Raw genomic sequence first — 25,011 nt, forward strand, 5'->3', positions numbered from 1 at the left:
TATCTTCCTGATATACAAGCGTTGCATTTCGCCATAATACACACATTTATACATAACAGTAACGAGTTTCCCACTCCTCCTGAAGTAGCCATAAAATACCGTTAAAATTGCATTAAATATTGGTGTATTTATACTTTACAGTGCTACTTATTAGGCATTTACCTTTCGGTAAAGCATGAACAACCGATATACTTCTTCGTTATCCGCGTTTAGCTTTAATTACTTATGAAACGGTATATTTTCTTTCTGCTTTTTATGCTACGATGCTTTGTAGCACTAAGTGACGACTTTCACACAGCAAGAAGCCTCGTTACCCAGGATACGTGCGGCCCATTAAGTACATTGCCGTGCTCTGCTCTAAGAGTTACCCTGCCTTACAGCTTATCATTCGATGCACCGATACCAGGAACTATAAATGACAAAAACGGATTAGGTACCGGCTTTACTACTGTAAACACTTACACAGGTGTACGCCTGCCGACAGATGGCCAGCCGTTAGTTAAACAGGTGCCAGGTTATGAACCATCAAAGATCAGCGTTAACGGAGGCCGTCTTCAGTTGGTTGCGAATAAGGGGATAGATTTCCAGTCCAATAACAACCAATTAAATGTTATAGGAGTACAGGTACAGCCCACCGGAAAAATCCAATTGGAACTTAAAGTTATTAATCCTTATAACAATACCCAATCGCAGCAGGGCGGCCTTTGGTATGGCTTAAATGATAAAACTTTTTTAAAACTGGGCATTACGGGTAACAAAGTAGAGTTACGCAAGGAGATAAATGACGTAAGCAGTACGGTGTCCGGCACAACCAATCCCGACCAGCGGGTAACATCGGTAATCACCGGCTTAAGCACAAAAACGGTAACTCTTAGGCTGGTTATAGATTCGACGGCGCAAACGGCGGAGGGCTTTTATTCTACCGATGGTGTAAACTTTAGCAGCGCAGGTGCCACTGGCTATCCAAACTCATCATTAAGCATCCAAAATACGGGCATTGCATCCGGAACGCTATACGCAGGAATATTCGCTACTTATCGCAATGGCACCGCCCCCGTAACGTACACTTTTGACGACTTTAGCGTGGCCGCAATAGCTCCGCCAGTGTTTATTGGTTGTGCACCATTAAGCCCATTACCTTGCGGTGCGTTAAAAGTGAGCCTGCCGTTCGGTTTGTCTTTCGACACGTCCGTACCGGGCACTATTACCGATAAGAACGCGATAGGCACTGGTTTTACAACCGTAAATACTTACACCGGCACAAGGCCTACTGCCGATGGGCAGCCATCTTTTAAACAAGTACCGGGTTACGAACCTTCGAAAATAACAGTTGCAGGCGGGTACCTGCAACTGGTAGCAAATAAGGGTATCGATTACCAAACCAATAACAACCAACTTAACGTTCTGGGTGTACAGCTTCAGCCATTTGGAAAAGTGCAGTTGGATGTGAAAATTATCAATCCTTATAATGGTACGCAATCACAACAAGGTGGGCTGTGGTATGGGCTAAATGATAAAACCTATATTAAATTAGGAATTACAGGAAATAAGGTAGAGTTGCGCAGGGAGCTGAACGATGTTACCAGCACGGTGACGGGCACAAGCAATCCCGACCAGCGGTTAACTGCCGCTATTACCGGCTTAAGCACAAAAGCAGTTTTATTAAAGCTGGTTATCGATTCTGCTGCACAAACTGCAGAAGGCTTTTATTCTATTGATGGCATTAATTATGAAAGTACAGGAAGTGTAGGCTACGCAAGCCGCTCCGTAAACATCCAAAACACCGGGCTGGCATCAGGTATGCTGTATGCAGGGATATTTGCCACGTATCGTAACGGCACGAGTGCTGTTACGTATACTTTTGATGATTTTAATATATCGGCGGTCTCGCAAGCAATTCAAACACCGCCCGAACCGAAATTAGCATTCTCGAAAGACACCCTAAGCTTTACCGTTTTAAAAGGCGCAGAAATTTTACCGCAAGCTGTTAAGTTGCTTTCTACTCCGGCAACATCTGCATTCACCTTAACAAAAAGCACTGCAGATTGGCTTACATTGCCAACAAACCCAACAGATAGCTTGAAATTTGGCGCACAAAATATTTCTTCCAACTTGCCGGCGGGTAACTACCAGGCGCTTGTAACCTATTCATCTAACGGGTATAAACCGGCAACCTTACTAATCTCACTGGATGTGGTAGAAAATATTATCCCCAAAACCATTAATGTTAATTTCCAAAACGACCAAACGGTACCTCCAAGCGATTATGTAATAGATTATGGCCAGGCTTTTGGCAACCGGAAAGGTCAGCGCCAGGGCGCGTTATTGAGATATGGCTGGAGAAAAAGATCTGACGGCAGTTTATTAAGTTTGGTAGGTAACGGCCGGCTGCGCACACTTCCCGAAGACATTTTATTGGCAACAGTTTTGCACATGCAGGCTAATAGTATTACAGGTACATTTCAGGGCGTAAAAACAGAAGGCTACTGGGAATTAGAAGTACCTAATGGCACGTATGATGCCACGGTATCAGCCGGTGATGGCAACGTGTCTACCGCGCCCGAAATTCATTACATTAACATAGAAGGCACAAACGCCATAGCCGGTTTTAAACCTATTGGTAAGCAGGGCGATATTGGCAGGTTCAAATCAAACACCATCAGGGTAACCGTAGCCGATGAGCATTTAACTATCAATGCCGATGGCGGCACCAATACCAAGATCAATTTTGCCAACATTATGCCGGTTACACCCGCCCCTTACTTATTTTGGGCGGCCGGAAATAAAAATTTAACGCTTCACAAAGATGTTAGTCAAAGCTTGTCGTTCCCGATGGTGTTGAGTAGTTCTAATAACCTCGCACGCTCCTACCAGATTAGCATTACCTTTCCTACCAGTAGCCCTGCCTGGCTAACTACCGACGTTGCGACCACCGGCACACAACCTGAAATTATTTTCAATTATTCATTAGCTAAAGATTTTAATGTGGGCATCTATTATGCTACCATACGTGCTACATCGCCCACATTCACCGGTGCCGAAATAGTTGTACAACTGAATGTAGTTGACGATGCCAGGCCTTATGTGCTATCGACAACACCTGCTAACGGGGCTAAAGAGGTAAGCCTGAATACGGTAAGCATTGCCGCTAACAGTTTACACATTCCGGCAGTAGCCGGCTACCAGGGCGGTGTTGATAACCAAACCATTACGGATACTACCGTTAAACTACTTAAACAAATTGACACATCCTTTTACCAGGTTAAGGGTACTGTTCAGGGTACGGGCGGCGGCGATGCCATCAGCTTTTCACCGTCGGGTTCTTTGGAACCTTATACATCATATAAGTTTGTTGTCACATCGGGTGTTAAGTCATATTCGGGCGCAGCCTTTACGCCTTATGAAGCTAATTTCACAACGGGAGCCGCGGTTGTGGACTCGAGTACTTTTTTAAATGCACACTTTAAAAAAATCCCCATATCTGGTACGCAGAATATAAAATATTCCTCTCTTACGTTTGGCCCTGATGGTAAACTTTATGCGCTTAGGCTCGACGGGTTAGTAGAGCGCTATACCGTTAACCACGCCGATGGTACACTTTCCGGAAAACAAACTATTTCTACCCTGGTAAACAAGTATGGAGCGCGCACTGCCATCGGCCTGGCTTTCGACCCACAATCTACACCGGCAAATTTGATGCTGTGGGTATCCCATTCCTCCGGGGGATTAAAGGCCGCCCCGTCTTTTGATGGTAATATCTCACGGTTAGATGGCGACAGCTTACAAAATGAGCAGTTAATGGTTACAAAACTTCCTCGCTCTACAAGGGATCATATGGTAAACAGCATAAATTTTGGGCCGGATGGTGCGCTGTATATCTGCCAGGGAAGCAACAGTTCGGCAGGCGATTATGATGCCGACTGGCAACGCGAGGAAACACTGTTATCCGGAACGGTCTTACGTTTAGATAAAAAAAAACTTAACGCGCTAATTTTACCATTAAACGCACAAACTACGTCAAACCAAGCAGTTATTAACGCTGCACCTGCCGTGTCCCTCATCCTGTCCGACGGCACTTATAACCCTTACGGAACCGCATCGCCGTTAACTATTTATGCCTCGGGCGTGCGCAACGCATTTGATTTGGTTTGGCATTCTAACGGGCAGCTGTACATTCCAGCAAATGGCTCCGGTGGGGGCGGTAATTCCCCGGCATCAGTACCGGGCACCAGGCGGCCAAACGGCACATTATATAACGGCCCCATAGTTGAAAGCACTAAAGGTGTGAAAGTACAGGACGATTGGTTGTTCCGCGTAAACCCCGATAAACCAACGGGGTATTTTGGTCACCCTAACCCGTTAAGAGGCGAATATGTGATCAACCGGGGGTATATCGACAACCCCCTTTACTCCCCCTCCGTTAACCCCGATTCTAACTACCGGGCCGCGTATGATTTTGGACTAAACCACTCACCAAACGGAGCATTGGAATATAAAAGCAATAATTTCAACGGTGTTTTAAAAGGTAAATTATTGGTGTGCCGTTTTAGTGGCGGAGGCGATATTGTGGTTATGGAGCCCGGTTCTATTACCAAAACTACGTATTTAGATAACGACGACCATATCTATGATATTACAAAAGTAACCACGGGCTCGGGCAATAGCGGTTTAGTGGGTATGTCGGGATTTACCAATCCCCTGGATATTGTTGAAGATGTTACCAACGGAAATCTGTATGTAGTTGAATTCAACTGGAATGACAACCCGAACCTCACATCCCAGATCACGCTGTTAAAAGCGCAATCGCAGCCCCTCCCTCCCATGGCCAAACTGGCAGTCGCTGCGAATTTAGAAACCCCGGTAAACGATTACGATAGCAAAAACTATTGGATTACAATAGCCAACCAGGGAGACGGACCGTTGAAAGTTAAAAACATAAACCTTACCGGAGAAGGAGCTACCAAATTTAGAATTGCAGGCTTACCATTACCTTCTGCCAAACAACCCTTGTTGATCAATAAAAACAGTTCGCTATCATTTAGGGTGAATTCAACAACTGCGTTTGATAGATCAATTATGGCGAAGTTAAGAGTAGTAACGATGGATGACACGGTGAAAGATGTACAGATTGACAATATTGGAGCGGCAGACAGCCTGCAATCGCGATACAATATCATAACCCCGCAGCTAAACGCTGATAAAAGCCTCTCTCCTGTACTAACTGTTTATCCAAACCCTAATCATGGCGAACCCGTTTCTGTCGCGTTGAAAAATTTAAGGCCCGGCGAAGCGTTCAATATATACTTATACAACAGAAACGGGCGGCAGTTAAAAACATTAAAGGCAAACGCCGATTTCAGCGGCGCTTACAAAACTACTTTTACTATTGATGGTAGCGAAGCAGTTGGGTTTTATTTAATCAGAGCGGAATACGCAACCGGCTCTAAAGTTTCAAAGGTTATTGTAATAAAGTGATTTAATCGTCATCTTATTAATATCTTCTACAAAACGTTAATTTTCATTTTTTTTACGCAACAAAAAAAAGAAAATGACGTATAAAACTAAACTAATTTTTAATGTTGACATGACCCGCAACCCCCAAGAAATCATAAACGCGATAACAAAGCTTGAAAGGAATTTAAACACTTGTGTGCCTTATAGTTGCTTTGGAAACGATAACAAAAAGCTCGTTCTTATTATGCTTGATGTGATCAGGAATAACCGGTCTAACTTGTGGATCAACTCGACCTACCTATCCGTGTCAGAAATGTTTCACCAGCATCCTGATAACGCTTTATGGCAATCAGCGTTAGATGCCAAAGAATGGCTTGAAGGGCAATTTGAGATAGAGGAACTGTTGTTTAAAGAGGTAACGGTTTCTTCAGGCAATTTATTAGAAGGCGTTTTATTTAATCGTTAAATTCTGTCAGTGTTATCCGGTAACTTGTGTAAAATCACTGCTGCACCATCAATTTATATCGACGATGCAGTAATGAATCTATTGCCACAATATTAAGCTTTTGATCTTTCGCTTTTGCAGTTACCTTAATATCAATTTCCTTAACGCATTACGGTCTGTAAAATAAAGGGCACTTTCATCTTTTGATAAAGCCAGTTGTTTTGCATGTACGTCGGCCTGGTTGCCCGTACCATCCATATACTGCCTGCCTGGCTGCGGCCCTACCAGCGTCCTGGTGACGCCATTACTAATACTTCTTATCGTACTTACATCAGCAATATAAATGGTACGGCTGTCCTTAGTGGCAACTATACTGGTAAGGCTGCCTGTTATAGTGGTTTCGTGGCCAAACCGTAAGCTTTTGTATATTTGCGTGAAAACACCCGACGGAGTAAGTTTATAAATAGCATTGCCGTTAATAACTATATACTTAACGCCATTATATCCACAGAAAAAACCTGTTATCTGCGGAGATACTTTATTGTCATCCGTTAAAGAATCGATAGGTGTTTTAAAGGTTTCTGTACCTATTTTCCCATTTCTTACGGTAAATCTCTCCAATATCCCAAAAGACTTATTATTTACCGTATCTGTTGCAATTCCGCTCACCCAAAGCCTGTCGTCATAAGGGTCCTTTTCCAAATCCAGATAAGTGTATCTATAGTCATTTTTAAAAGCAGGCGTAATCACATCACCGTTTGGCTTTACAATAAACACCCTGATATTGGAAAACGGATACGCACCCACCCTTGTAAGGATATTGATCGTTCCATCTTTTTGCACTTTAACCCTTATGGCACCGCTGGGTTTTTCTCCGTTTTTGCTGGGCGGTATATTTACCGTACTTACATAATAATCTGGCGTTACCTTTCGGGTGCCGTTTCCCGTATTCTCCGCTATATAAAATGTACCGTTTTCCAGCAGATCAATCCCCTCTGGTGAGTTTAGCCGCGCATCAGTTCCCTGGCCATCGTAAAAAAAACCTTCACTTACTTTACCTGCTACAGTGATTACTGTGAGCGGCTTTAAAGCGCCGGAAGCTAATGAAGTGTTATTATTTACGCTTAGCGCTTCTTGGGGATGTGTTACTAAAGATTTTTCTTTTGAACATGCCGTTAATAAACATCCGATAACGAGCGTTGAATGTGTTAGGTAATTGAGTTTCATGGGTGGTTGTTTGTTTATACGAAGATATCGTATATACAACAGCCGTATTACGCTTTGTTTAAACTGCCCAAAGTTTGTGTAATAGTTGAGTTATACGGACTGAAACAAAGAGCGAGTAGCAAAAGACAATTTGCAAGTGCTTTAGCTAAAGGAGAATAGAAAATATGAAAAGATTGCTTATAACAATATAAGTTTAGTGCTTGTAATTGTAGTCTGTAAGAACCTCTTTATACTGATCGAGGATGTATTCTGGAAAGTTATCTCGTTTTTTTAGGCTATCCAAAAATTCTGTAGCGTCAGCATAACACCCTTTTTCAAAGGTGAGCTCACTTTTTTTGTCATATCTGAGCGTAAGACTGATGTCTTTGTTAAAGATAATAAGCCTAAGGGCTTTAACGGCTACTGATAATCTTTTCATTTGAGTAATTATAGGTACAGTTTTATACGTTTTAATGCCAACTTTTGTTACAAAATAACACGTAATAATACCAAAAGTATTTTAAGCAGCAAGATCCGCATTACAATTTAACGAGAAAACACCGGATATCCTGCTAACCCATGGGTTAATGGCGCTAATAACGGCTGAAATAAGTAGCTAACGCTAATAAAACACGATGGCCAAAATGTGTGCAGAGGCGTACGTTCTACACTATCAACGTTTTCTTATATCCCTATTTGGTATTTTTACAGTTGAAAAATCTACTGAACTAAATAGTTAATATGGACAAACACCATGGCAAAATCATAGAATACACGCTAAGAAAAAACGATTATAATATTAGCGAGTTGGCTAAATCTATGAATGTTAATCGGCGAACACTTTACAATTGGTTTAATCACGAAACGATTAAAAAGGATATTGTATTCAGGATAGGGTGCATAATACGACATGATTTTTCAACACAGTTTCCGGAGATGTTTTCAAGGGATGAATTCAGTGTGATTAATATGCCTAAGAAAAAACAATTGCTGGGCAACGACGGAAATTTTTGGAAAGATAAATACCTGTCGCTGTTGAACGAATACAACAAGATTGTTGACAGGCATTTAAAAATTGTATGAAAAGTGAGGTAAGTGTGTCTAAATACAACTCATTTGTGTTCAGTTTTGAATACTGCTGTGTAATAAATACACATTATTTGAAATTACGAAAATAAAGACAAAAAAAGCAGAAATCAATGTTTAAACAAACGTTTGCCTTGAAAATCAGCGCTTTTTAAGCTTGTCATTAAAAGAAACTTTTTATCCTTCTGTGAAATTCACCCAAGCCAAATGAATGGTTTGAAATTTGTTTAGTAAATAATACAAATAAGCATATGGAAAAGCACTACGGACAGATTGTTGAATATTTGGTGAGAAAGAATGGTTACAGTATTACGGACCTAGCAACGGAATTAGATGTGAACAGAAGATCTATCTATAACTATTTTCAAAATCCATTTTTAAAAAGTGATATTATCTTTAAAATAGGTCGGGTGATACGTCACGATTTTTCCAAAGAATTTCCAGAGTTATTTACTCCGGAGGACTTTGCATACAGCTACAAACAAAGCAAACTTGCTGTAGTAGCAGTGATGCCGCCCAATAATATTGCGGAAGAGATCTGGAAAGATAAGTATCTTAATCTTTTAGAAAGCTATAACGAAGCACTTTTAAAAAGGCTTAATATGCAAGAGGAAGACAAACAAGGCTTAGGAAAAGCTATCGCTAATTAGTCTCATAATTAGTTTGTATTACTAAATAGTGATTCCTTTGCTATTTATTCTCATTGGTTGTACAATTTTTATTTATAATTAGTATAATTATAAAATAAAAAATAAAGTAAGTTTTTATCTTCGCTTCATCATATTACAATGAATGAGCGAATTAATAAATAGTCTGCGACTGCAAACTGCACAATTTAATAATTTTTTAATTGAGAACTATCTGGCAGATGCAAGCAACAAAGCAGGGTATGGCGAACCTTACCTTTATTTATTTAATTCTTTTTTCGGCTTAAGTGAGGGCTTTTCGTCTTTAGGATTGGTTTTGGGAACCATAGACGAGATTGAAGGCCAGGATCTGATATCACTAAAGAAATCCATCACAGATGCGGCAACGGTTGTTTATTTAATAGAGGAAGCATCAGATCTTGATATGCTATCTCTAAATATCAAAGGCATAAATACCGTAAACCTAAAAAGCAGCATTGAAAGTATTGCCACTTATGGTAGAGAATTTAACAAGCCTAAAAGTGAGATCGAAAGAGAAATTGATGAGTTAAAAGAAGATAATCCTGGTTATTTCGATAATAATGGCACTCACATTTATAACGACTATAAAGTATCGCTACAGGAAGCTTTAACTTATCTTAGTGATAGTTCTGCGGTTTTACAAGTAAAAAACTCATTTAAAAAGGTTAACGAAATCTATCAATACTTCTCGTCAATTGTATTTGGTTCTGAAAACACCACTGCAAATTATACCGGCGACAAAGTTTTTTTAAGTAATTTACTTAGTACTTTAACGGTACTGCTAATTGCAGCAGGTTACATAGAACCGTTTTTTCAAAAGCCTGATGATATTGTTCAGTTTTTTGAACAGCATATAAAGGACATATCGGCAACCCAGATAGCTATTTTTAACAGTCTATAATACAATCCCAGGCTCTTAAGCACCTATTGCCTTTAACCTCATTTCAACCCGGCGATTCTTTTTACGCCCATTACTTGTTTTGTTATCGGCAATTGGGATAGTGCTTCCAAATGCAGTAGTTACAATCCGATCCTCTAAAACTCCCTTTTTAACTAAATACTCTTTGATCGCTACCGCCCTTGCTTCAGACATTTTCCAATTGCCTAAGTATGACCCGATGGCATCTGCATGGCCGCGCAACGATATTGCATATTTGTTCTCTGTAAGAAACTGCGCAAGCTGATTTAACTGCGTTGAGTCAATCATTGGCACGCTTGCCTCACAAAATGCAAATTGTACGTTTTTAGTAAGGCCATCAATGGATAGCTTACTTTTCTTCGACACCTTATGGGTGCCATGAGGTTTTACGAATGGAGCACCCTCTGCGTTATAAAATTGCAACAACATTACCACTGCAGTTACTCCAAAAAATGCTTTTTTCATGATTTTACGGTTTTAATAATCATGCGCACATAGAGAGCCAATCATCTCCCAAAAACTCAGTTGTATACCGATTTGTATAATGGCACAATCGTTATACTACAATATGCCCGAAACGCGGCAATTTCAAACCGTTACACAATTTAGGATACAAGCACAAATTCAGGGCAAATCCACGAAGAGAAATCCTGTAATTGCATGAAAATAAATTTGTTACTATGAAAATACCTTTTTCAATTATTTTGTTAGCCGGCTGTTTGGCAGCTTCATGTACAAAAGAAGCCACCCCTGTAAAGGATATACGCAACCTTGATGAATTAGCTTTAAGCAAAGCAACTATCGACGCAACGACTGCTCCTTATACCGTGCGTACTATTGCCGGTATTTTTGAACCATCAAGCAGCGATCCACATCTCGTAAACGGCCCGGGGCTTAAAGCTAAATTCTGGAAACCGCATGGTATTACGGTAGATGGTGACGGGAGCATTTATGTAGCAGACTTTTTTAACAGTGCGATAAGGAAGATCACGGTGCAAAACAACGTATACACCGAGCCATTATCCTATAATCCAGACACCGGCGGCGGACTATTACCCGAGGCTGTTGGTATCTCGCCGGGAGGTACCTTGTATATTGTTTCTACAGGGTACGGCATAAGGATTTACAATAAAGAAAAAGGCATAGATGTTTATGACCGAATCGCCAACAGTGATTCTAACCTCGACCTGGAGAAAGACAGCAAGGGCGTTATGTGGTTTGTGAGCGATGTTAGCCTCGGCAAAATCACAGGCACAACTATCCAACGAAATGTTGTGAACTTTTCGTCGCTACTGGCGCCCAATGAATCTTTACGAGGAATAGGAACTGGGCCAAATGGCGTAAAATATGTTAGTACCGCCACCCAACTTTTTAAAATTACTAATGATGGCAAAATCACCAGGCTTTTCCAAAATGAACGTTTTGTTTTCATAAGCGGCATAGCGGTGACTAAAGACGGTAACACCATTTACCTTGCAGAAGGAAACAAGATCAAGAAAATTGTTGGTAACACCATTACCACAATTTGCGGCCCATTATCGGCTGCCGATGGCAGAGATGGCGTTGGCGCAGCAGCCGATGTAGTTGCAGCAAATCTAGCATTATCCAATAGTGAAACAGCTTTGTTCGTTTCAGATACGCGCAATACTATTCGTAAGATAACGCTGCAGTAGATACTATTGTAAAAAGCAGCCATTTTATTAAAACGGCCGGGCAACAAATTTGCTCGGCCGTTTTATTTTTATAAAAGAAATGTGCTATGCTGCCAAACAGCTGCTAATGGTTTTTAGTAATTTTTTTATTTCGAATGGTTTGCTGAGAAACGCATCAAAACCAAAATTACCGAAAGACATGGCTAAATCCTGGTAGCCCGTTAATAGTACCACCTTGATGTGCGATGTATATTTATGACTTTTTATAACGCTACAAATTTTGCCGCCATTCATACCCCAAAGCAAATAATCTGTAAGGATTAAATCGGGATGGTGTTGTTCTACCAATTGCAAAATATCGTCAGATCGCTCTAAGCCTACCACTTCAAAATGATGGTCTTCTAATATCGTTTTTAACACTTCTAAAATTTCCCGGTCATCTTCTATAATCAGTATCCTTTTCACAACTTTTTTCATAATGTCTTTTTAATCACCACCAATCCGTCTACCGCACCGGCGTTACAGAAATGATATTACGGGGCTTTAATGTCCAAAATCTGTTGCGTGTATTTTAGTAATCATAAACGGCAGCTAAATATTTATGGTACATGCTGATGACAATATAAACGCGCTAACAAAAACCAGCTTGTAATTAATTACGCTCATAAGTTTAGATTTAGTTTTTATAATTGGTAGCACAACTTGATACTTATTGGCTATAAAGATAACGAGGTCAGGTACAAATCATCTACCCATTTTTTGGTCATAGGGTATACAATTTTTGATAAGCATTATGTATAAATGCAAAGCACAGCTGGCAGATTACAAAAAGATCATCTTAAATCTTAACCCAAACCTCATGATGTTAATCTACCAATCGGTTATAGGGCGAGTAATTTTTTTGCACTCACTATGCACATATTTGGGGCAATTGTTTAGTATGATAGCAATTTCGGTTAAAATATGATTCTTTTGAATGCAAATACAATAAATTAATACTTTAAATCCCACATATGACAAAAATTTTCCTGGGCGGTTTTCCGTTGACTATTACCGAACTTGACCTGGTACAGATTTTAAGCTACCATGGTGAAGTAGTTACCATAAAAATAGTGCGCGATAAACAAACCCGAAAGTGTAAAGGATATGCTTTTATTGAAACAGCCACTCTGGACGATGCTAATCAAATTATACAAGCATTGAATGGCACTATGCTCGGAGAACGGGTATTAACTATTAATATCGTCCCCGAAGAGAATGTAAAGTCAAAGCAACAAACCGGACCGACGCCGTATAAATTCACTAATACATCTCAAAATAAATTCACGAGACCATCGGCCAATATCGAAACTGCACCTACAAGAGTAAAAAGACCCAGGATTAAGGTTTAAGTTGGTGGCGACTGATGTAGTTATTTTATAACTAAAGGCCTCTTCAGTTGTTTTTTAACGGCCTCGCATACGTCGCCTACTTTTATAAATAAGCGCGATTTTTGGTTTTTTGGACGGTTACCTATCCGGTGACCTTTAAAAATTATAAAATACTGATTTAGAGCACACAGCTGACCCGCAGTTGTTCTCTCCCTCTCCCGTAGTTACGCATCAAACTATTCAAAAAACTCCTTAAATAAATCTTAAAAAGGAGCGTAATTCGGTGAGTAGTTTTAAAAACCCCCACCCACCACAACGGATTATTGCTTTAATAATCAAGGTTTTAAATTTCACCATCTTGTGAAGATGTGATTGCAAGCTTAATTTTGTTTCGCTTTGTAGTCGATGGTCAACGTTCTGAAACTACCACCATGTGTAGAGCGTGCGACCCATCAAATTGGAATGGCATCGCCTGACGTTAATCAATTCTAATTTACTACCTGTTTATTTACATTCCAACCTTCAATGGTCATAAGCGGCGTTTTACGCCCCAATTGCGAAACGGGGGCTGTAACCGTAACGGTGGTGCTTTGGTGTGCGGCAAGCGTAAAATAGCCGGCGCTCCAGTAACTCGGCCTTACTTCATCACCATTTAGCATCAGTTGCGGGCGGATAAAAAAGGCAATCTGCTCGCTGTTGTTTGTTATCTGCAAAGTCCAGGTGTGTTCGCGCTTTCCTGCTTCACCTTTTATCAATGTGGCGGTAAGCGCTGTTTTGGGCATTTTATTTAGGGCAGTATAATCGTTGCCAGGGGCAAACCAGTAGGTGTTACGTGAAACTACCGCTTTGCCCCGGCCCTTAAGCGTTAATACCACAAAGCAAAACTCATTAACCGCTTTTAGTTTCTCTTTAACGGATATGCTGTTTTGCACCCCCTCTCCGGTTAATGTTGCCATTGTTTCGTGGTGGGCAAGCAATTTTGAGTTAATATCATAAATATCAGCTTGCAGGGTAAGCGCGCCTGTTGCGTGATGCGTGCGGTTGATAACAGCCACCGTAGAATCGCTTTGGTTAAACTGGATGTGGATGGGTTCTACAGCATTTTGCATGGCGTAATAGCCCGCATTGGGTTGCAGGTACCAATCGTATATTTGCCATACCACGCTGGGGAAGGCTGCATTTAATTTCCATAGCATCACACCGCCGGTCTCGGTTAGTTTATGGCCTGCAGCTTCAAATATCCCCTGGTAGCCGGTGGCGTTCATCAGCTGCATTTTATTGGAAAAATCCAACCGGGTGGTGGGTTTGCCATACCGGGTAGCCATGTCTTTATAATATTCGTCGTATTTGGCTGCCCCGGTTGCCGCATCGTGGTACCCCCACATATTATTAAGGGGAAAAGGCAGTTTTTCGTCCCAGGTGGTGTCGGCGATGTTTTTAGCCAGGGTATTATAGGGCGGTTGCGAAGGCAGGCCTGTTTCGTCTTTAAAAACCCAATCGCGGCCTGCATCAGCTAATTTGTAATAAACCTTAGGATCCTGCCAGGCATAGGGGCCGCTGCTGTAAACGCCGGCAGGCTTATTATCGGGCCAGGCACTATCCCAGCCGGCTGGTAATTTGGCAAAACCCGATGAACTTGGGATATAAGGCCTGGTGCCATCCAGCGTGATGATACTACTACGCATAGCATCATATAATTCTTTGCGTGCATGGCCTTCGTTGCCGCCGGTCCAAACTAATAGGCTTGGATGGTTACGAATACGGTAAATAGTGCTCTTTACATTATTGATAAACACGTTACCCTCCAGCGGCCACTCGGGCGAACCTTTAAATTCCCCCTGCGTATCGCCTGTGATCCAAAAGTCCGACCATACCATCAGTCCATATTTATCACAGGCATTCCAAAAATAATCGGGTGGGGTAACGCCGCCACCCCATATACGCACCAGGTTTACATTTGCCGTCCGGCACAGGTGCAGCTCATCATAATACCTTGCAGAATCGCGGTTCACCATCAAATCGGGCACCCATGCGCCGCCGTTCAAGTGCACGCGCTGCCCGTTAACAAAAAACTCCCGGCGGGTAAAGCCATTTGCTTCGGTCGCTTTAGAGCTTACCGTCCGGATCCCGAAAACAAACGTGGTATCATCTGTAATATGCCCGGCGTTACTATACTGCATACGGATACGGTATAAATTGGCCCTGCCATATCCGTTGGGCCACCATAGTTTGGGCTTGGCAATCGTCAATTCTTTTATCTGCGCAGCATTCAGCTTTATCTCTTTCGATTCCCCCGCCTGTACTGTTACCGGTTTAGAAAACCTAAACGCCGGGCCAGAAAAGTTTTCAGGGCTTATGGATATACTAAGCTTTCCTTTGCTGGCTATGCCGCTATAATTTGACAAGGATAAATTCAAAGCAAGGGTGGCCTTCCCGGTATCAGGCAGGGCGGGCAAATCCGTTACTAATTTCGGCCTGCCAATGGTTACCGCACCTGTTGTGCGCAAACATACCGGCTGCCAGATGCCCATGTTCCTGTCGCGAACGGGAGGCATCCAGTCCCACCCTACAGAACATAGCATGGTTACATTTTTGCCAATATCGCCCGTTGGCCCGCCATTATCATAAAAAGGGCCTAAAGCTGCCAGTTGTTCTTTTGATGGCAACCCCGGATAGTCTAAGGGATATATTTTCACGGCAAGCACGTTTTTACCACCGGGCATTACCTGCTTGCTCACGTTAAGGCAGTGCTCGGCAAACATGCCAACCATTTGCGATGAATCTGCAATGCGCTGGCCGTTGAGCCAAACTTCGGCCCGGTAATTTATTCCTTTAAATATCAGCTGAAATACCTTGCCTTTATCTGCAACCGGCAGGGTAAAAGCAGTGCGGTACCAGTAAGGTTTTTTCCATGGGTTGCCAACACCGCGAATGTGGCTATATTTTTCGAGGCCGTATTGCTTGTTAAACTCGTCGGATGCATCAGGTATCAGCATGTTATTCAAAGCCTGGTATGGGCTCGGGTATACTTTATTGGCAACCAGCCCGGTTAGCACGGTAGACGGTACCGTTACCGGGTACCATTTTGCTTTGGAAGTATAACCTGAGCCGGAAAGCGCTTTACCATCGGCCCTCACTATCGCTGAAGATTGCAATTGAAACTGTTTTAGCTGCAGCTGCTTTACTCCGCCCTGGGCAAATACTTGTTGAGAGATACAATTGGCAAAAAGCACACATAGCAATACAGCCGTGTTTTTTCTATTAATGAGGATTGACATTTACTATCTTATTAATTTCTGTATGGCAGCACATGCCTGCCTTACCCATGCTAACGGGTCCCTGTTTTGAAGAATGCCTTATAAATAGGCCTGAACAAATGTTGCCACAGCCATTTTATTTACCGTCGGCTATTAAAAAAACCGCACCGCGTGCGGGGACATTTACGGTTATGCCACCTGCAATGTCGGCACTACTGGCGGCCATAGTGCTGTAATTTGCCGGCCCTCCGGATGCACCTGCAGGCCCTGTACCGTTCACAAAAACCTTTTGCGAAAAGGTGCCATTGTCGGTACCGCCATTTAAGGTATAATAATAATATTTTGTGCCTGCCGCAAAGTTGCTTAGCTTAACGGTAACTGCATGGTCGGCGCTGCCTTTGTTGACCAACACCGTGCCTGCCTGGCCCGATGTAAAAGATGAGGCATAGCTCATGATATCTGCACTCCCGGTAACGGTTGAACTCACCATACGGTCGCCAAAATATTTTTGGAAGAAATACAGGTAATAAAAAGCTGGCCGTGCGTTCCATTTGGCAGCGCCGGGTTCATCCCCGGTATTGAACAGTCCATGGTCGTTGCCGCTCTCCCACCCGTTGGCCAGGTCCCATCGGCAAGCCATACCAAACTGGTTTTTAATGGTTTCGCCAAGCGTTAAGGCAGCGTGCACACCGGCTACATTTGATACCATTTGCTTCGACCCGGTTGCAAAAATATTCCATTCGTCCAGCGCAATAGGTTTTAAGGTGACGCCTGCATTGCTGGCTGATGTTTTAACCCATGATACCATGTTTGGTGTAACCGAAGCCGGTGTTGCCAATATCACATCAGCAGTAGAATTTTGGCCCGAGGGCGTATAGTAGTTGTGCACTACAAAAAAATCGGGCGAGTTGCCGGCCTGTGCCAATGCACCGGCATTCCAGTTTTGAGTGATAACAGAAGTGTTTTTCCTTTCATCGTCTTCGGTTAAAACAATACCTATTTTTATACCCGTATTGCCAACCTCAGCCGCTGCCTTACGCATCGAATCGGCATAAATCTTAAAGTGGGTACCGTAAACAGCGCCGGTGACCCGCTCGGGCTGGCCGTCTTTATTGGCAACAGTATTAATGCGGTTGCCGGCCTCCCAGCTTCCGTAATTTTCATTCCCTATTTCCCAATATTTGGTTCGGCCTTTATCATAGCGCACCCACTGCGCCGCTAAATGCGCAGCTGCCGCGGCAGGGTTTGTACCTGTACCATAACGGGCATAACCGTAATTAACGGTGATTATACCTGTGCTGTTGGTTTGCTGCAGTACTTTGTAGTAATTATCCAGCGAGAAGGTCCAGCTGTCTGTTTTGTTGCCGTACCAGTAACCGGCAGGGGAAGATTTCCCCGTAGCATCTAATAATTCAGCGGGTGCATCTGCCGGGGTAACGCCATCCCAAAAGTAAATATCAGACAAGCTGCCTCCCGGGAAGCGAAGGATATTAGGCGACAGGGATGTTATGTTGTTCATTAAAACGGGTTCGGTTACGTACTGCCCCATGTATGGGTTGGTATTATTGCCAAACATGTATTTAGATACTTTGCTTATTACTTTGCTGTAATCCACATTGGCGAAAATGCTGCCTGCCGCCGGCTTAGCGGCGCTAACAGCAGCAGTGGGCGCTGTAAATGTTTTGGTTTGCCAGGCATCCATAAAAAAGCCCTGCGTTGCAGCCAGTGCAGCATCGGTTTGCGGTAGTATAACGGTAGAACCATCAGTGCCGCCGGTTGTGCCAGCGCCACCTGTATCTACCGGGGCAACCTGTTTTTTTTCTTTTGTGCAGGCTTGCATTATACAAATAACAACTACCGCCGTAACACTTAATACTTTAATATATCTCATATGTAATTTCATAATTTCCGCCCCGACTATTCCCCAACTATACTGCCTACAGTTTTGTTACTTCCTCAGTATTCAATACTTTGGCCGAAACTTCATCCACCAGCATAGTACCCGATGCGTACCCCATGGCCAGCAATATTTTAAAACTCACCGCACCCGCGGGTACTTTTACCGCTTTTTTAAATTGCGCCCATTCATTGTCGCCGGTAAGGCGGGCAAGGTTTTCGCCGTCGCCTATTTTTTTATCATACCTGTCTAAAAATTCAATACTATAAATAGCACCCATCCATTCGTTTTGCCCTTTAACAACGTTATTGGTTTTTATCCATGCAGAAAACTCCATGCCCAACGCGTTTTTGGGTACCCGGCCCGCCTGGTTTATACCTACCCAGTTTGCATTTGTTGATACAATGATGGCACAGCTGCCTTTTCCCGCCTTGAGGTCCCAAGGTGTAATTTTGGCATTTTCGCTACCATTCCAGTCGTTTAAATCATCCTCAAAGCCTCCATTGCTCACCAGGTTTTTTTGTGCCCATACGCTTTGGCAAAGCAGCAGCAGCCAGCCACAGCAGATTAGCTTATAAATTTTCATGGCTATTCCATTTAAGGTTAAAAAAAAGCCACCACCAGGTTATACAAAAGCTGGTGATGGCTTAATGGCTAAATCAAATTATATAAATCCAAGGTCGTCTACATAGAAGGTTGCCGGCGCGGCCACACCAAGTGTTTGGAAAGTGATCTCGCTCAATGGGCCAATATCATCACCCAATGCGCTCAGAGGAATGGTGTAATCGGTATATACACCTGGTTTCACCTCTATAGCAAAGGCATGCCCGTAAGCATTGTTTACCACTATCTGCACCCTATCGCCTGCTTTAAAATTTGCGCCGCCATAAATGGATAACTTCAAGGCTGCGAAGCCGGCTTTTTTAGCATCGAGCGTAGCGCCGCCGTAACCTAACTGCAATGCGCCGTAGCCGTTATCAACCGTAACCTCTATGGCGTTTGCGCCACGTTTAGGGTGATCTGTACTGTTGTACTTTCTTGTGCTGCTATAGCCATCGTATCCGCCGCCGTTACCGCCCCAGCCAAAGGCCAATGCATCATCATATATCACATACTTAAAACCGAATGATGCCGGGGATTTGGTTGTACCGCCGGGGGTGGTTACATAAATATATGCCTGTACAATACCTGGGGGTACTTTTACCTTTATCTCGGTTTTTGTTGGCGTGCCAACAATCTCAGCCGGGGCATCATCAAATTTAACAGCGCTCAGCCCGTCGAACACGGTACCTGTAATGGTTACAATATCGCCGGCACCCGCTGCAAGTGGCGTAAACGAGGTGATGGTTGGCGGCGGCTGAACTATCGGGAAATCAAAATCTACCGTGCCGTGGGTTGTTGTAACCGTAAGTTTATTGCTGCCAATGAATGGAACCGTACTCGGTATAGTTACAATAATGCTTTTATCAGTAAGTAAAGCCGGGTTAAAGTAAGCCGTAACACCGTTAAATTGTACCAATGTTGTACTGGCCAGATTGGTACCAATAATAGCATATTGGTTGTTTAAGCGGCCGGCGGCCACGGTAGAATCGAACGGCACGGTTTTTATATCCGCATAATAATTGCTCGAATCGAGCGTATACCGATGCTCAACATTGGGTATGGTATCGCTTTTGCTTAGCAGGCGCACTTTCTCAACAGTTGGTACGCCCGTTCCGCCTTTAGCGTTGTTATCTTTTTTGCATGATGCAATAACAAACATCATTATCACCGGCAGCAGCCAGTAAAATTTTGATTTATATAAGATCTTTTTCATGTTATGGTTATTTGAAGACGTAAGGAACCGGTGCTTCTTTCAACTTAGGGTTTGATGCAACTTCGGTAGCCGGGTAAGGCAGCCTGAAGCTTGCATCGGTTACATTTGCGTTAAACTCGTTGGCGTAGCGTACAGGCGGCGTGCTGTTATCTGATGTGCCCCTATCCTGTTGTTTTATCATTTGAATACCCCGCGGGTGTGTAGTTACATTGAAACCGTCCACACGGCCAATGTCAAACCAAAAATCATCTTCAAAGGCAAACTCCCTGCGCCTCTCGTCTATAATATCGTCCCTCAACACGGTTAGCGGCACTGCCGATGACGGTGTAGCACCATATTTAGAGAGGTTTGGATTGGCTACGGTGTAAAACCGTTTGATGACAGATAAATTCCCCAAGCCTGCCCTGTTGCGTACTTTATTAATGGCAGCCAGCGCTTCGGGGTCTGAACTGGTTGATGCACCTGCCATTACTGCTTCGGCTTTTATCAGGTACACATCGGCCAAACGCATCATGTAAGTATTGTTAGGGGCCGATTGGGCTGCGCTTACGCCGCCATTATCCGCCGGCGTGCCTACCACATATTTTTTTACCTGTGCATGCGTGCCCTGCGAGTTGGCATCAGCAGGCAGCGTGTAACCGCCTTTATCTGAATTGATCTCGGGGTAATGGTCGCCAGGAAGCATAATGGTGGCTTTCCTGCGCAAATCGCCCGCCTCGTACATATCCTGCAGGTCGAAGGTTGGCGCTAAAACGCCGTATCCGTCGCCCGTACCGGTAATGAGGGAGTTGTAGGCAAAAGAAGCTTGTTGCGGGTTGCCTTTACCGTAGCCGCCGGTGGCAGACCACTGCAACTGAATAATTGATTCTTCGTTGTTGTTATTGGCAGTAAGGAACAGATCGTTAAAAGTTTTACCGGCAACATCTGCCCCATATAATTTAAACTCCCCGCTGTTGATCACTTTATCCGCCTGTGCTTTGGCATTAGTATAATCCTGCATGTACAGGTAAACTTTTGCTAATAAGGCTGAAGCCGAACCGCTGGAAACACGCCCGGTTGATTTGCCCGAACGAGGGCCCATTTTGGTGAGGTTTTCTTCCGCAAACTTCAAATCGTTTACAATAAATTTGTAAACATCGGGCACTATGTTGGCGTTTATCTGGTAGTTATCTACATAATCCAGGCTGTTCTCGATGATAGGCACAGGCCCCCATGTACGCACCAGGTGGAAATAAGCCAACGCCCTAAATAAACGAGCCTCTCCTAAGGCGTTATTCACCACTGCTTTATCAACGGTTGCAGGTACTTTCGCCGGCAAATTGTTTATCAACGCATTAGCCTGCGCAACGGTAATAAATAATGAGTTCCATGCACCGCCAAGCTCAAAGTTGGCATCCGTAACCGAAAAATTGGAAAAGTTTACCACATCCGAAGAGTAGGTACGGCCGTTACCGCCGCTCAAATCGGTGATAGACCAGCCCGCTTTACCACACCAGCCAAACCAGGTTGCGCTGTACAATATATTGGTGCTTGCCAAAACCTGGTCGTTTGTTTGGTAATAGCTATCCAATGTAATGGCGTCTTTTGGTGGCTTATTAAAAAATTCTTTTTTACAGCTACTGGTTGTAAGGCCGGTTACAACTGTTAGCCCTAATAAATATTTTATATATTTTTTCATTTCTATTTTTCTAAAAAGTTAAAATTCAGCGTTGATGCCAAAAGTTATAGTACGCGGAGAGGGGTATCTGCCTACATCTACGCCGGTTAAAAATGCGTCCTGATTTATAGCACCAATCTCCGGGTCGAGCCCTTTGTAGGGCGTAAACACGTACAGGTTTTGCCCGCTGGCATAAAATCTTAGGCGATTAAGCTTGGCTTTTTTAATCCATTTTGAAGGCAGGCTATAGCCAATGCTCACATTCTGAATGCGCAGGAACGAACCGCTTTCAATAAACCGGTCTGAGTTTTTCAGGTTGGGGTTATCGCCGCCTCTTGGAGCCGGGATGTCTGAATTAGGATTAGTAGGGCTCCAGAAATTGGATACCGAGGCCAACTGGTTTTGGTATAAGCCCGACAAACCCGAGATAGAGTAATTCAATACGTTAAATATCTTTGCACCGTATGAACCGTTCAGGAAAAACGAAAAATCAACCGACTTGTACGAAAAGGTATTGGTGATACCGTAAGTAAATGTTGGGTTACCGCTGCCAAGCGCAGTTTGGTCGGCCTCATCTATTTTACCATCATTGTTTAAATCCTCGTATTGTATGTCGCCAAGGAAAGTACCGGCTGGCGTATTGGCTACAGGGCGGCCAAACTGAACTGGCGCGTTACGCAATTGCTCGTCGGTTTTAAAAATGCCTTTAACTTTGTAGCCGTAGAATTCGCCGATTGGCCCACCCGCAACGGTGTGTGTAACCGGAAGGCTCAGGAAGCTAACACCAACACTTCTGTTGATGAACGGAATGCCGTTTGCCAAAGACTCTACCCTGTTTTTGTATTTGGAGAAAATAACGGTGGTATTCCATTTAAAATCCTTCCCAACTAAATTGCGGGAATTGATGGTTATATCAAATCCACGGTTGGTTACTTTACCGCCGTTAACATAAGCAGGTGCAATAACACCAGTGCCCGAATATTCTGCCGATTGGCCTAACAGGAATGCAGGCAAGGCTGGCTGGAATAAGAAGCCTTTGGATGTTTTAATATAATAGTCAAAGCTACCGTCAATCCGGCCAAATAATGTAAAGTCAACGCCCACGTCGCTCTGCACGGCGCGCTCAAAGGTTAAGTTGTTGTTAGGTACTTTGTCTACCGCAAAGCCGGTACCCAAACCGGTTGTTACTGCGGTAAGTGCCGAGCCGTACAGATAATTGGGCACGTTTTGGTTGGCAATTTCGCCGTACCCAACGCGTATCTTAACATTGTCGGCAATTTTTTTGATGCTTGCTAAAAAAGGCTCTTCAGAAAGGCGCCACGATACTGCCGCCGCCGGGAAGTACCCAACCTGCTGGCCCAGCGCAAATTTAGAGGTCCTGTCGCGGCGGATGGTAGCCGTTATGCTGTACTTGTTGTTGTAGGTGTATACACCACGTGCAAATACCGACTCCAGCGAAGCACTGCCGGCATATTCTCCGTTGGTTGCAGTTTTGGCATCGCCCAGGTTAAGGGTTATTAAATCGTTACTTAAAAAGTTTTGAACGCCTGCATCAATACCGCCCCAGGTAGATTCGTTTACTTCATAACCTAATAAGCCCGTAACCACATGTTTGGTACCGAAGGTATGGTTGTAATTTAAGTATTCTTTCCAGGCCCAGTAAATGGAATTAGCGTTGTACACATTCAGTTTTGCTGTTGGGTTAACAAACAGCGGCCCATACCTGTACGATGGCTGGAATACCTTGTTGTTTGACCAGTTAAAGTCGCCGTTGATCTCAGACCGTAAAGAAAGATCCCTGTAAAAACGGGTATCGGCATATAAACTACCATTAAAATTACTGCGTATTAAGTTGTTATAAATATCCAGCGCACGTGCTACGGGGTTTATTTGGCCGCCTTGCTGGTTTGCCTCGGGCAATGGCCCTGCAAATGTGCCATCGGCATTACGTACTGCCTGATCCGGCGCGCTCAATAATGCGCCGTAAATAACCCCGTTGTTATCGCCGATCGAGGTATTTTGGATAGAGCGGTTGCCTTGTATAGCAGCGCCTATTTTAAACCAATCCTTTACCTGCCCGTTAACATTTGTACGGAAGTTGAAGCGGTTGAAATCGTTGCCAAGGATAGTACCCGTTTGCTTTAAATACCCGCCTGATATATAGTAATCTACACCTTCTTTACCGCCCGATAGGGATACCTGGTGGCTTTGCATTGGCGCTGTGCGGAATATCTCGTCCTGCCAGTTGGTACCGGCAGCCAACAGATCCGGGTTGGCAAACTCGCCTCTTCTCTGCGTCCCCTGTGCGTCAGCAAGCGCGTTTTGCAATACCGCGTATTGTTGCAGGTTCATCATATTTAAAAACTTGCCCTGCTCCTGGAAACCGGCGTAGCCATCATACGCTATCCTGGCGCTGCCGTTTTTGCCGCGTTTAGTAGTGATGATGATAACCCCGTTAGATGCCCTGTTACCATAAATGGCGCTCGCCGAAGCATCTTTTAAGATGTCTATCGATTCGATATCGTTAGGGTTTAGCAGCGCTAAAGGGCTCACTGCCGATTGATCGTTGTTAACGGAGTTGAGCTGTGGCGATCTTCCGCTTGTAGAAAGATTGCGGGCGTCGCCGGATATGGCCACACCATCAATAACGTACAGGGGTTCGTTGGTTCCGCTAAGCGAAGTTACCCCGCGTACATGCACAGACGTTGAACTGCCCGGCGCACCTGTATTTTGGGTAATGGTTAAACCTGCCGCTTTACCCTGTAATAACTGGTCGATACTGGGTTGCGGGATATTTGCAATATCCGACGCCTTTACTGATGAAATGGCACCGTTTACATCCTGCCGCCTTTGGCTGCCGTAACCAATTGCCACAACGTTTACATCGGTAAGCGATGTGGTTGATGATTTAAGGGTTACGTTGATCTGTGTTCTGGTTCCTATAGCTACCTCTTGCTGTGCCATCCCGATGAACGAGAAAACAAGCGCCTTTGCCGTAGCAGGTACAGAGATGCTATAATTACCGTTAATATCTGTAATAGTGTTTATCTTAACATCTTTAACAGATACGTTTACACCCGGCAGGGTAACGCCCTTTTCGTCTGACACTGTCCCTCTGACCACTGTGCCCCCGCTTTGCGCCATGCTTCGGACGCAGATAAAAAAGGAGGCAAACAGCAGCGCTATTCGTAGAATTTTCCTCATAATGAATTGTTGGTTGTTATTGGTTTGTTTTAATAAATGGTTTAAACGCTCATAAAAAACATAGCGGGTTAAGCACATTGCTGCCGCCGGTTTACGCAGGCCGTGTAAAAATTACCGGTGGCCTGGCTCAATAAAAAATAAAAAAATGGTACTCTCGGTTTATATAATATCGGTTAGGCTAATTGGAGCTAACGATATTGTTTTACAGGGGATGAAATTATAGGCTATTGCGAAGCCGGTTGTGGATAAATAGGGGCACAAATGTCAACCCTTCGTAAACAACTGAAAATAAATAACTTAATATTTATGAGCGGCTTTTTTTTAGGCAACTAATTACAAATGTGTACCCGGAAGGCTTATGTAATACGCCATAAAATGAG

16 protein-coding genes are annotated in these 25,011 nt (G+C 43.6%); 6 read left to right on the forward strand and 10 right to left on the reverse strand.

What is annotated here, in order from left to right; translation table 11 throughout:
• The first annotated feature begins 342 nt into the window (after positions 1 to 342).
• Both IDJ77_RS04610 and IDJ77_RS04615 read left to right on the forward strand, forming a co-directional pair.
• Complete coding sequence (locus IDJ77_RS04610) at positions 343 to 5,475, forward strand: Ig-like domain-containing protein (RefSeq protein WP_191187756.1); 5,133 nt, start codon at positions 343 to 345, stop codon at positions 5,473 to 5,475.
• A gap of 73 nt (positions 5,476 to 5,548) precedes the next feature.
• Complete coding sequence (locus IDJ77_RS04615) at positions 5,549 to 5,920, forward strand: hypothetical protein (protein WP_191187757.1); 372 nt, start codon at positions 5,549 to 5,551, stop codon at positions 5,918 to 5,920.
• Between the two features lie 120 nt (positions 5,921 to 6,040).
• On the opposite strand, the gene IDJ77_RS04620 is transcribed toward IDJ77_RS04615, so the two are convergent.
• Both IDJ77_RS04620 and IDJ77_RS04625 read right to left on the reverse strand, forming a co-directional pair.
• On the reverse strand, positions 6,041 to 7,126 hold the full coding sequence (locus IDJ77_RS04620) for a hypothetical protein (RefSeq protein WP_191187758.1): 1,086 nt from the start codon (positions 7,124 to 7,126) through the stop codon (positions 6,041 to 6,043).
• Between the two features lie 193 nt (positions 7,127 to 7,319).
• On the reverse strand, positions 7,320 to 7,544 hold the full coding sequence (locus IDJ77_RS04625) for a hypothetical protein (protein ID WP_191187759.1): 225 nt from the start codon (positions 7,542 to 7,544) through the stop codon (positions 7,320 to 7,322).
• An 898-nt stretch (positions 7,545 to 8,442) separates the two neighbouring features.
• Here IDJ77_RS04625 and IDJ77_RS04635 point away from each other — a divergent pair.
• Both IDJ77_RS04635 and IDJ77_RS04640 read left to right on the forward strand, forming a co-directional pair.
• Entirely contained in the window at positions 8,443 to 8,841 is a 399-nt protein-coding gene (locus IDJ77_RS04635; protein ID WP_191187761.1) for a hypothetical protein, read from the forward strand.
• A gap of 142 nt (positions 8,842 to 8,983) precedes the next feature.
• Complete coding sequence (locus tag IDJ77_RS04640; protein WP_191187762.1) at positions 8,984 to 9,760, forward strand: hypothetical protein; 777 nt, start codon at positions 8,984 to 8,986, stop codon at positions 9,758 to 9,760.
• A 15-nt stretch (positions 9,761 to 9,775) separates the two neighbouring features.
• Here the strand turns inward: IDJ77_RS04640 and IDJ77_RS04645 are convergent, their stop codons facing one another.
• Positions 9,776 to 10,243, reverse strand: a complete 468-nt coding sequence (locus tag IDJ77_RS04645) for an OmpA family protein (RefSeq protein WP_191187763.1) — start codon at positions 10,241 to 10,243, stop codon at positions 9,776 to 9,778.
• Between the two features lie 215 nt (positions 10,244 to 10,458).
• Between IDJ77_RS04645 and IDJ77_RS04650 the strand changes: the two genes are divergently transcribed.
• Entirely contained in the window at positions 10,459 to 11,451 is a 993-nt protein-coding gene (locus tag IDJ77_RS04650) for an NHL repeat-containing protein (protein WP_191187764.1), read from the forward strand.
• 84 nt (positions 11,452 to 11,535) lie between these two features.
• Here IDJ77_RS04650 and IDJ77_RS04655 read toward each other — a convergent pair whose 3' ends face one another.
• Positions 11,536 to 11,907 (reverse strand): response regulator, encoded by a 372-nt coding sequence (locus IDJ77_RS04655; protein WP_191187765.1) that lies wholly within the window; start codon positions 11,905 to 11,907, stop codon positions 11,536 to 11,538.
• Positions 11,908 to 12,443: 536 nt separating this feature from the next.
• On the opposite strand from IDJ77_RS04655, the gene IDJ77_RS04660 reads away from it, so the two are divergent.
• Entirely contained in the window at positions 12,444 to 12,821 is a 378-nt protein-coding gene (locus IDJ77_RS04660; RefSeq protein WP_191187766.1) for an RNA recognition motif domain-containing protein, read from the forward strand.
• Positions 12,822 to 13,288: 467 nt separating this feature from the next.
• Here the strand turns inward: IDJ77_RS04660 and IDJ77_RS04665 are convergent, their stop codons facing one another.
• The 6 genes from IDJ77_RS04665 to IDJ77_RS04690 form a co-directional block, all read right to left on the reverse strand.
• Positions 13,289 to 16,078, reverse strand: a complete 2,790-nt coding sequence (locus tag IDJ77_RS04665) for a glycoside hydrolase family 2 protein (protein ID WP_191187767.1) — start codon at positions 16,076 to 16,078, stop codon at positions 13,289 to 13,291.
• Between the two features lie 115 nt (positions 16,079 to 16,193).
• Positions 16,194 to 17,948 carry an alpha-L-arabinofuranosidase gene (locus IDJ77_RS04670; RefSeq protein ID WP_191187768.1) on the reverse strand — a complete coding sequence of 585 codons (1,755 nt, stop codon included), beginning with the start codon at positions 17,946 to 17,948 and terminating at the stop codon, positions 16,194 to 16,196.
• 46 nt (positions 17,949 to 17,994) lie between these two features.
• Positions 17,995 to 18,540, reverse strand: coding sequence for a hypothetical protein (locus IDJ77_RS04675; RefSeq protein ID WP_191187769.1), 546 nt, complete (start codon positions 18,538 to 18,540; stop codon positions 17,995 to 17,997).
• 78 nt (positions 18,541 to 18,618) lie between these two features.
• Positions 18,619 to 19,770 (reverse strand): IPT/TIG domain-containing protein, encoded by a 1,152-nt coding sequence (locus IDJ77_RS04680; RefSeq protein ID WP_191187770.1) that lies wholly within the window; start codon positions 19,768 to 19,770, stop codon positions 18,619 to 18,621.
• Between the two features lie 7 nt (positions 19,771 to 19,777).
• Complete coding sequence (locus IDJ77_RS04685) at positions 19,778 to 21,448, reverse strand: RagB/SusD family nutrient uptake outer membrane protein (RefSeq protein WP_191187771.1); 1,671 nt, start codon at positions 21,446 to 21,448, stop codon at positions 19,778 to 19,780.
• An 18-nt stretch (positions 21,449 to 21,466) separates the two neighbouring features.
• Positions 21,467 to 24,631 (reverse strand): SusC/RagA family TonB-linked outer membrane protein, encoded by a 3,165-nt coding sequence (locus IDJ77_RS04690; RefSeq protein WP_191187772.1) that lies wholly within the window; start codon positions 24,629 to 24,631, stop codon positions 21,467 to 21,469.
• Positions 24,632 to 25,011 lie beyond the last annotated feature (380 nt).

This window comes from Mucilaginibacter pankratovii (assembly GCF_014773265.1).
In the GTDB taxonomy this organism is placed as follows: domain Bacteria; phylum Bacteroidota; class Bacteroidia; order Sphingobacteriales; family Sphingobacteriaceae; genus Mucilaginibacter; species Mucilaginibacter pankratovii.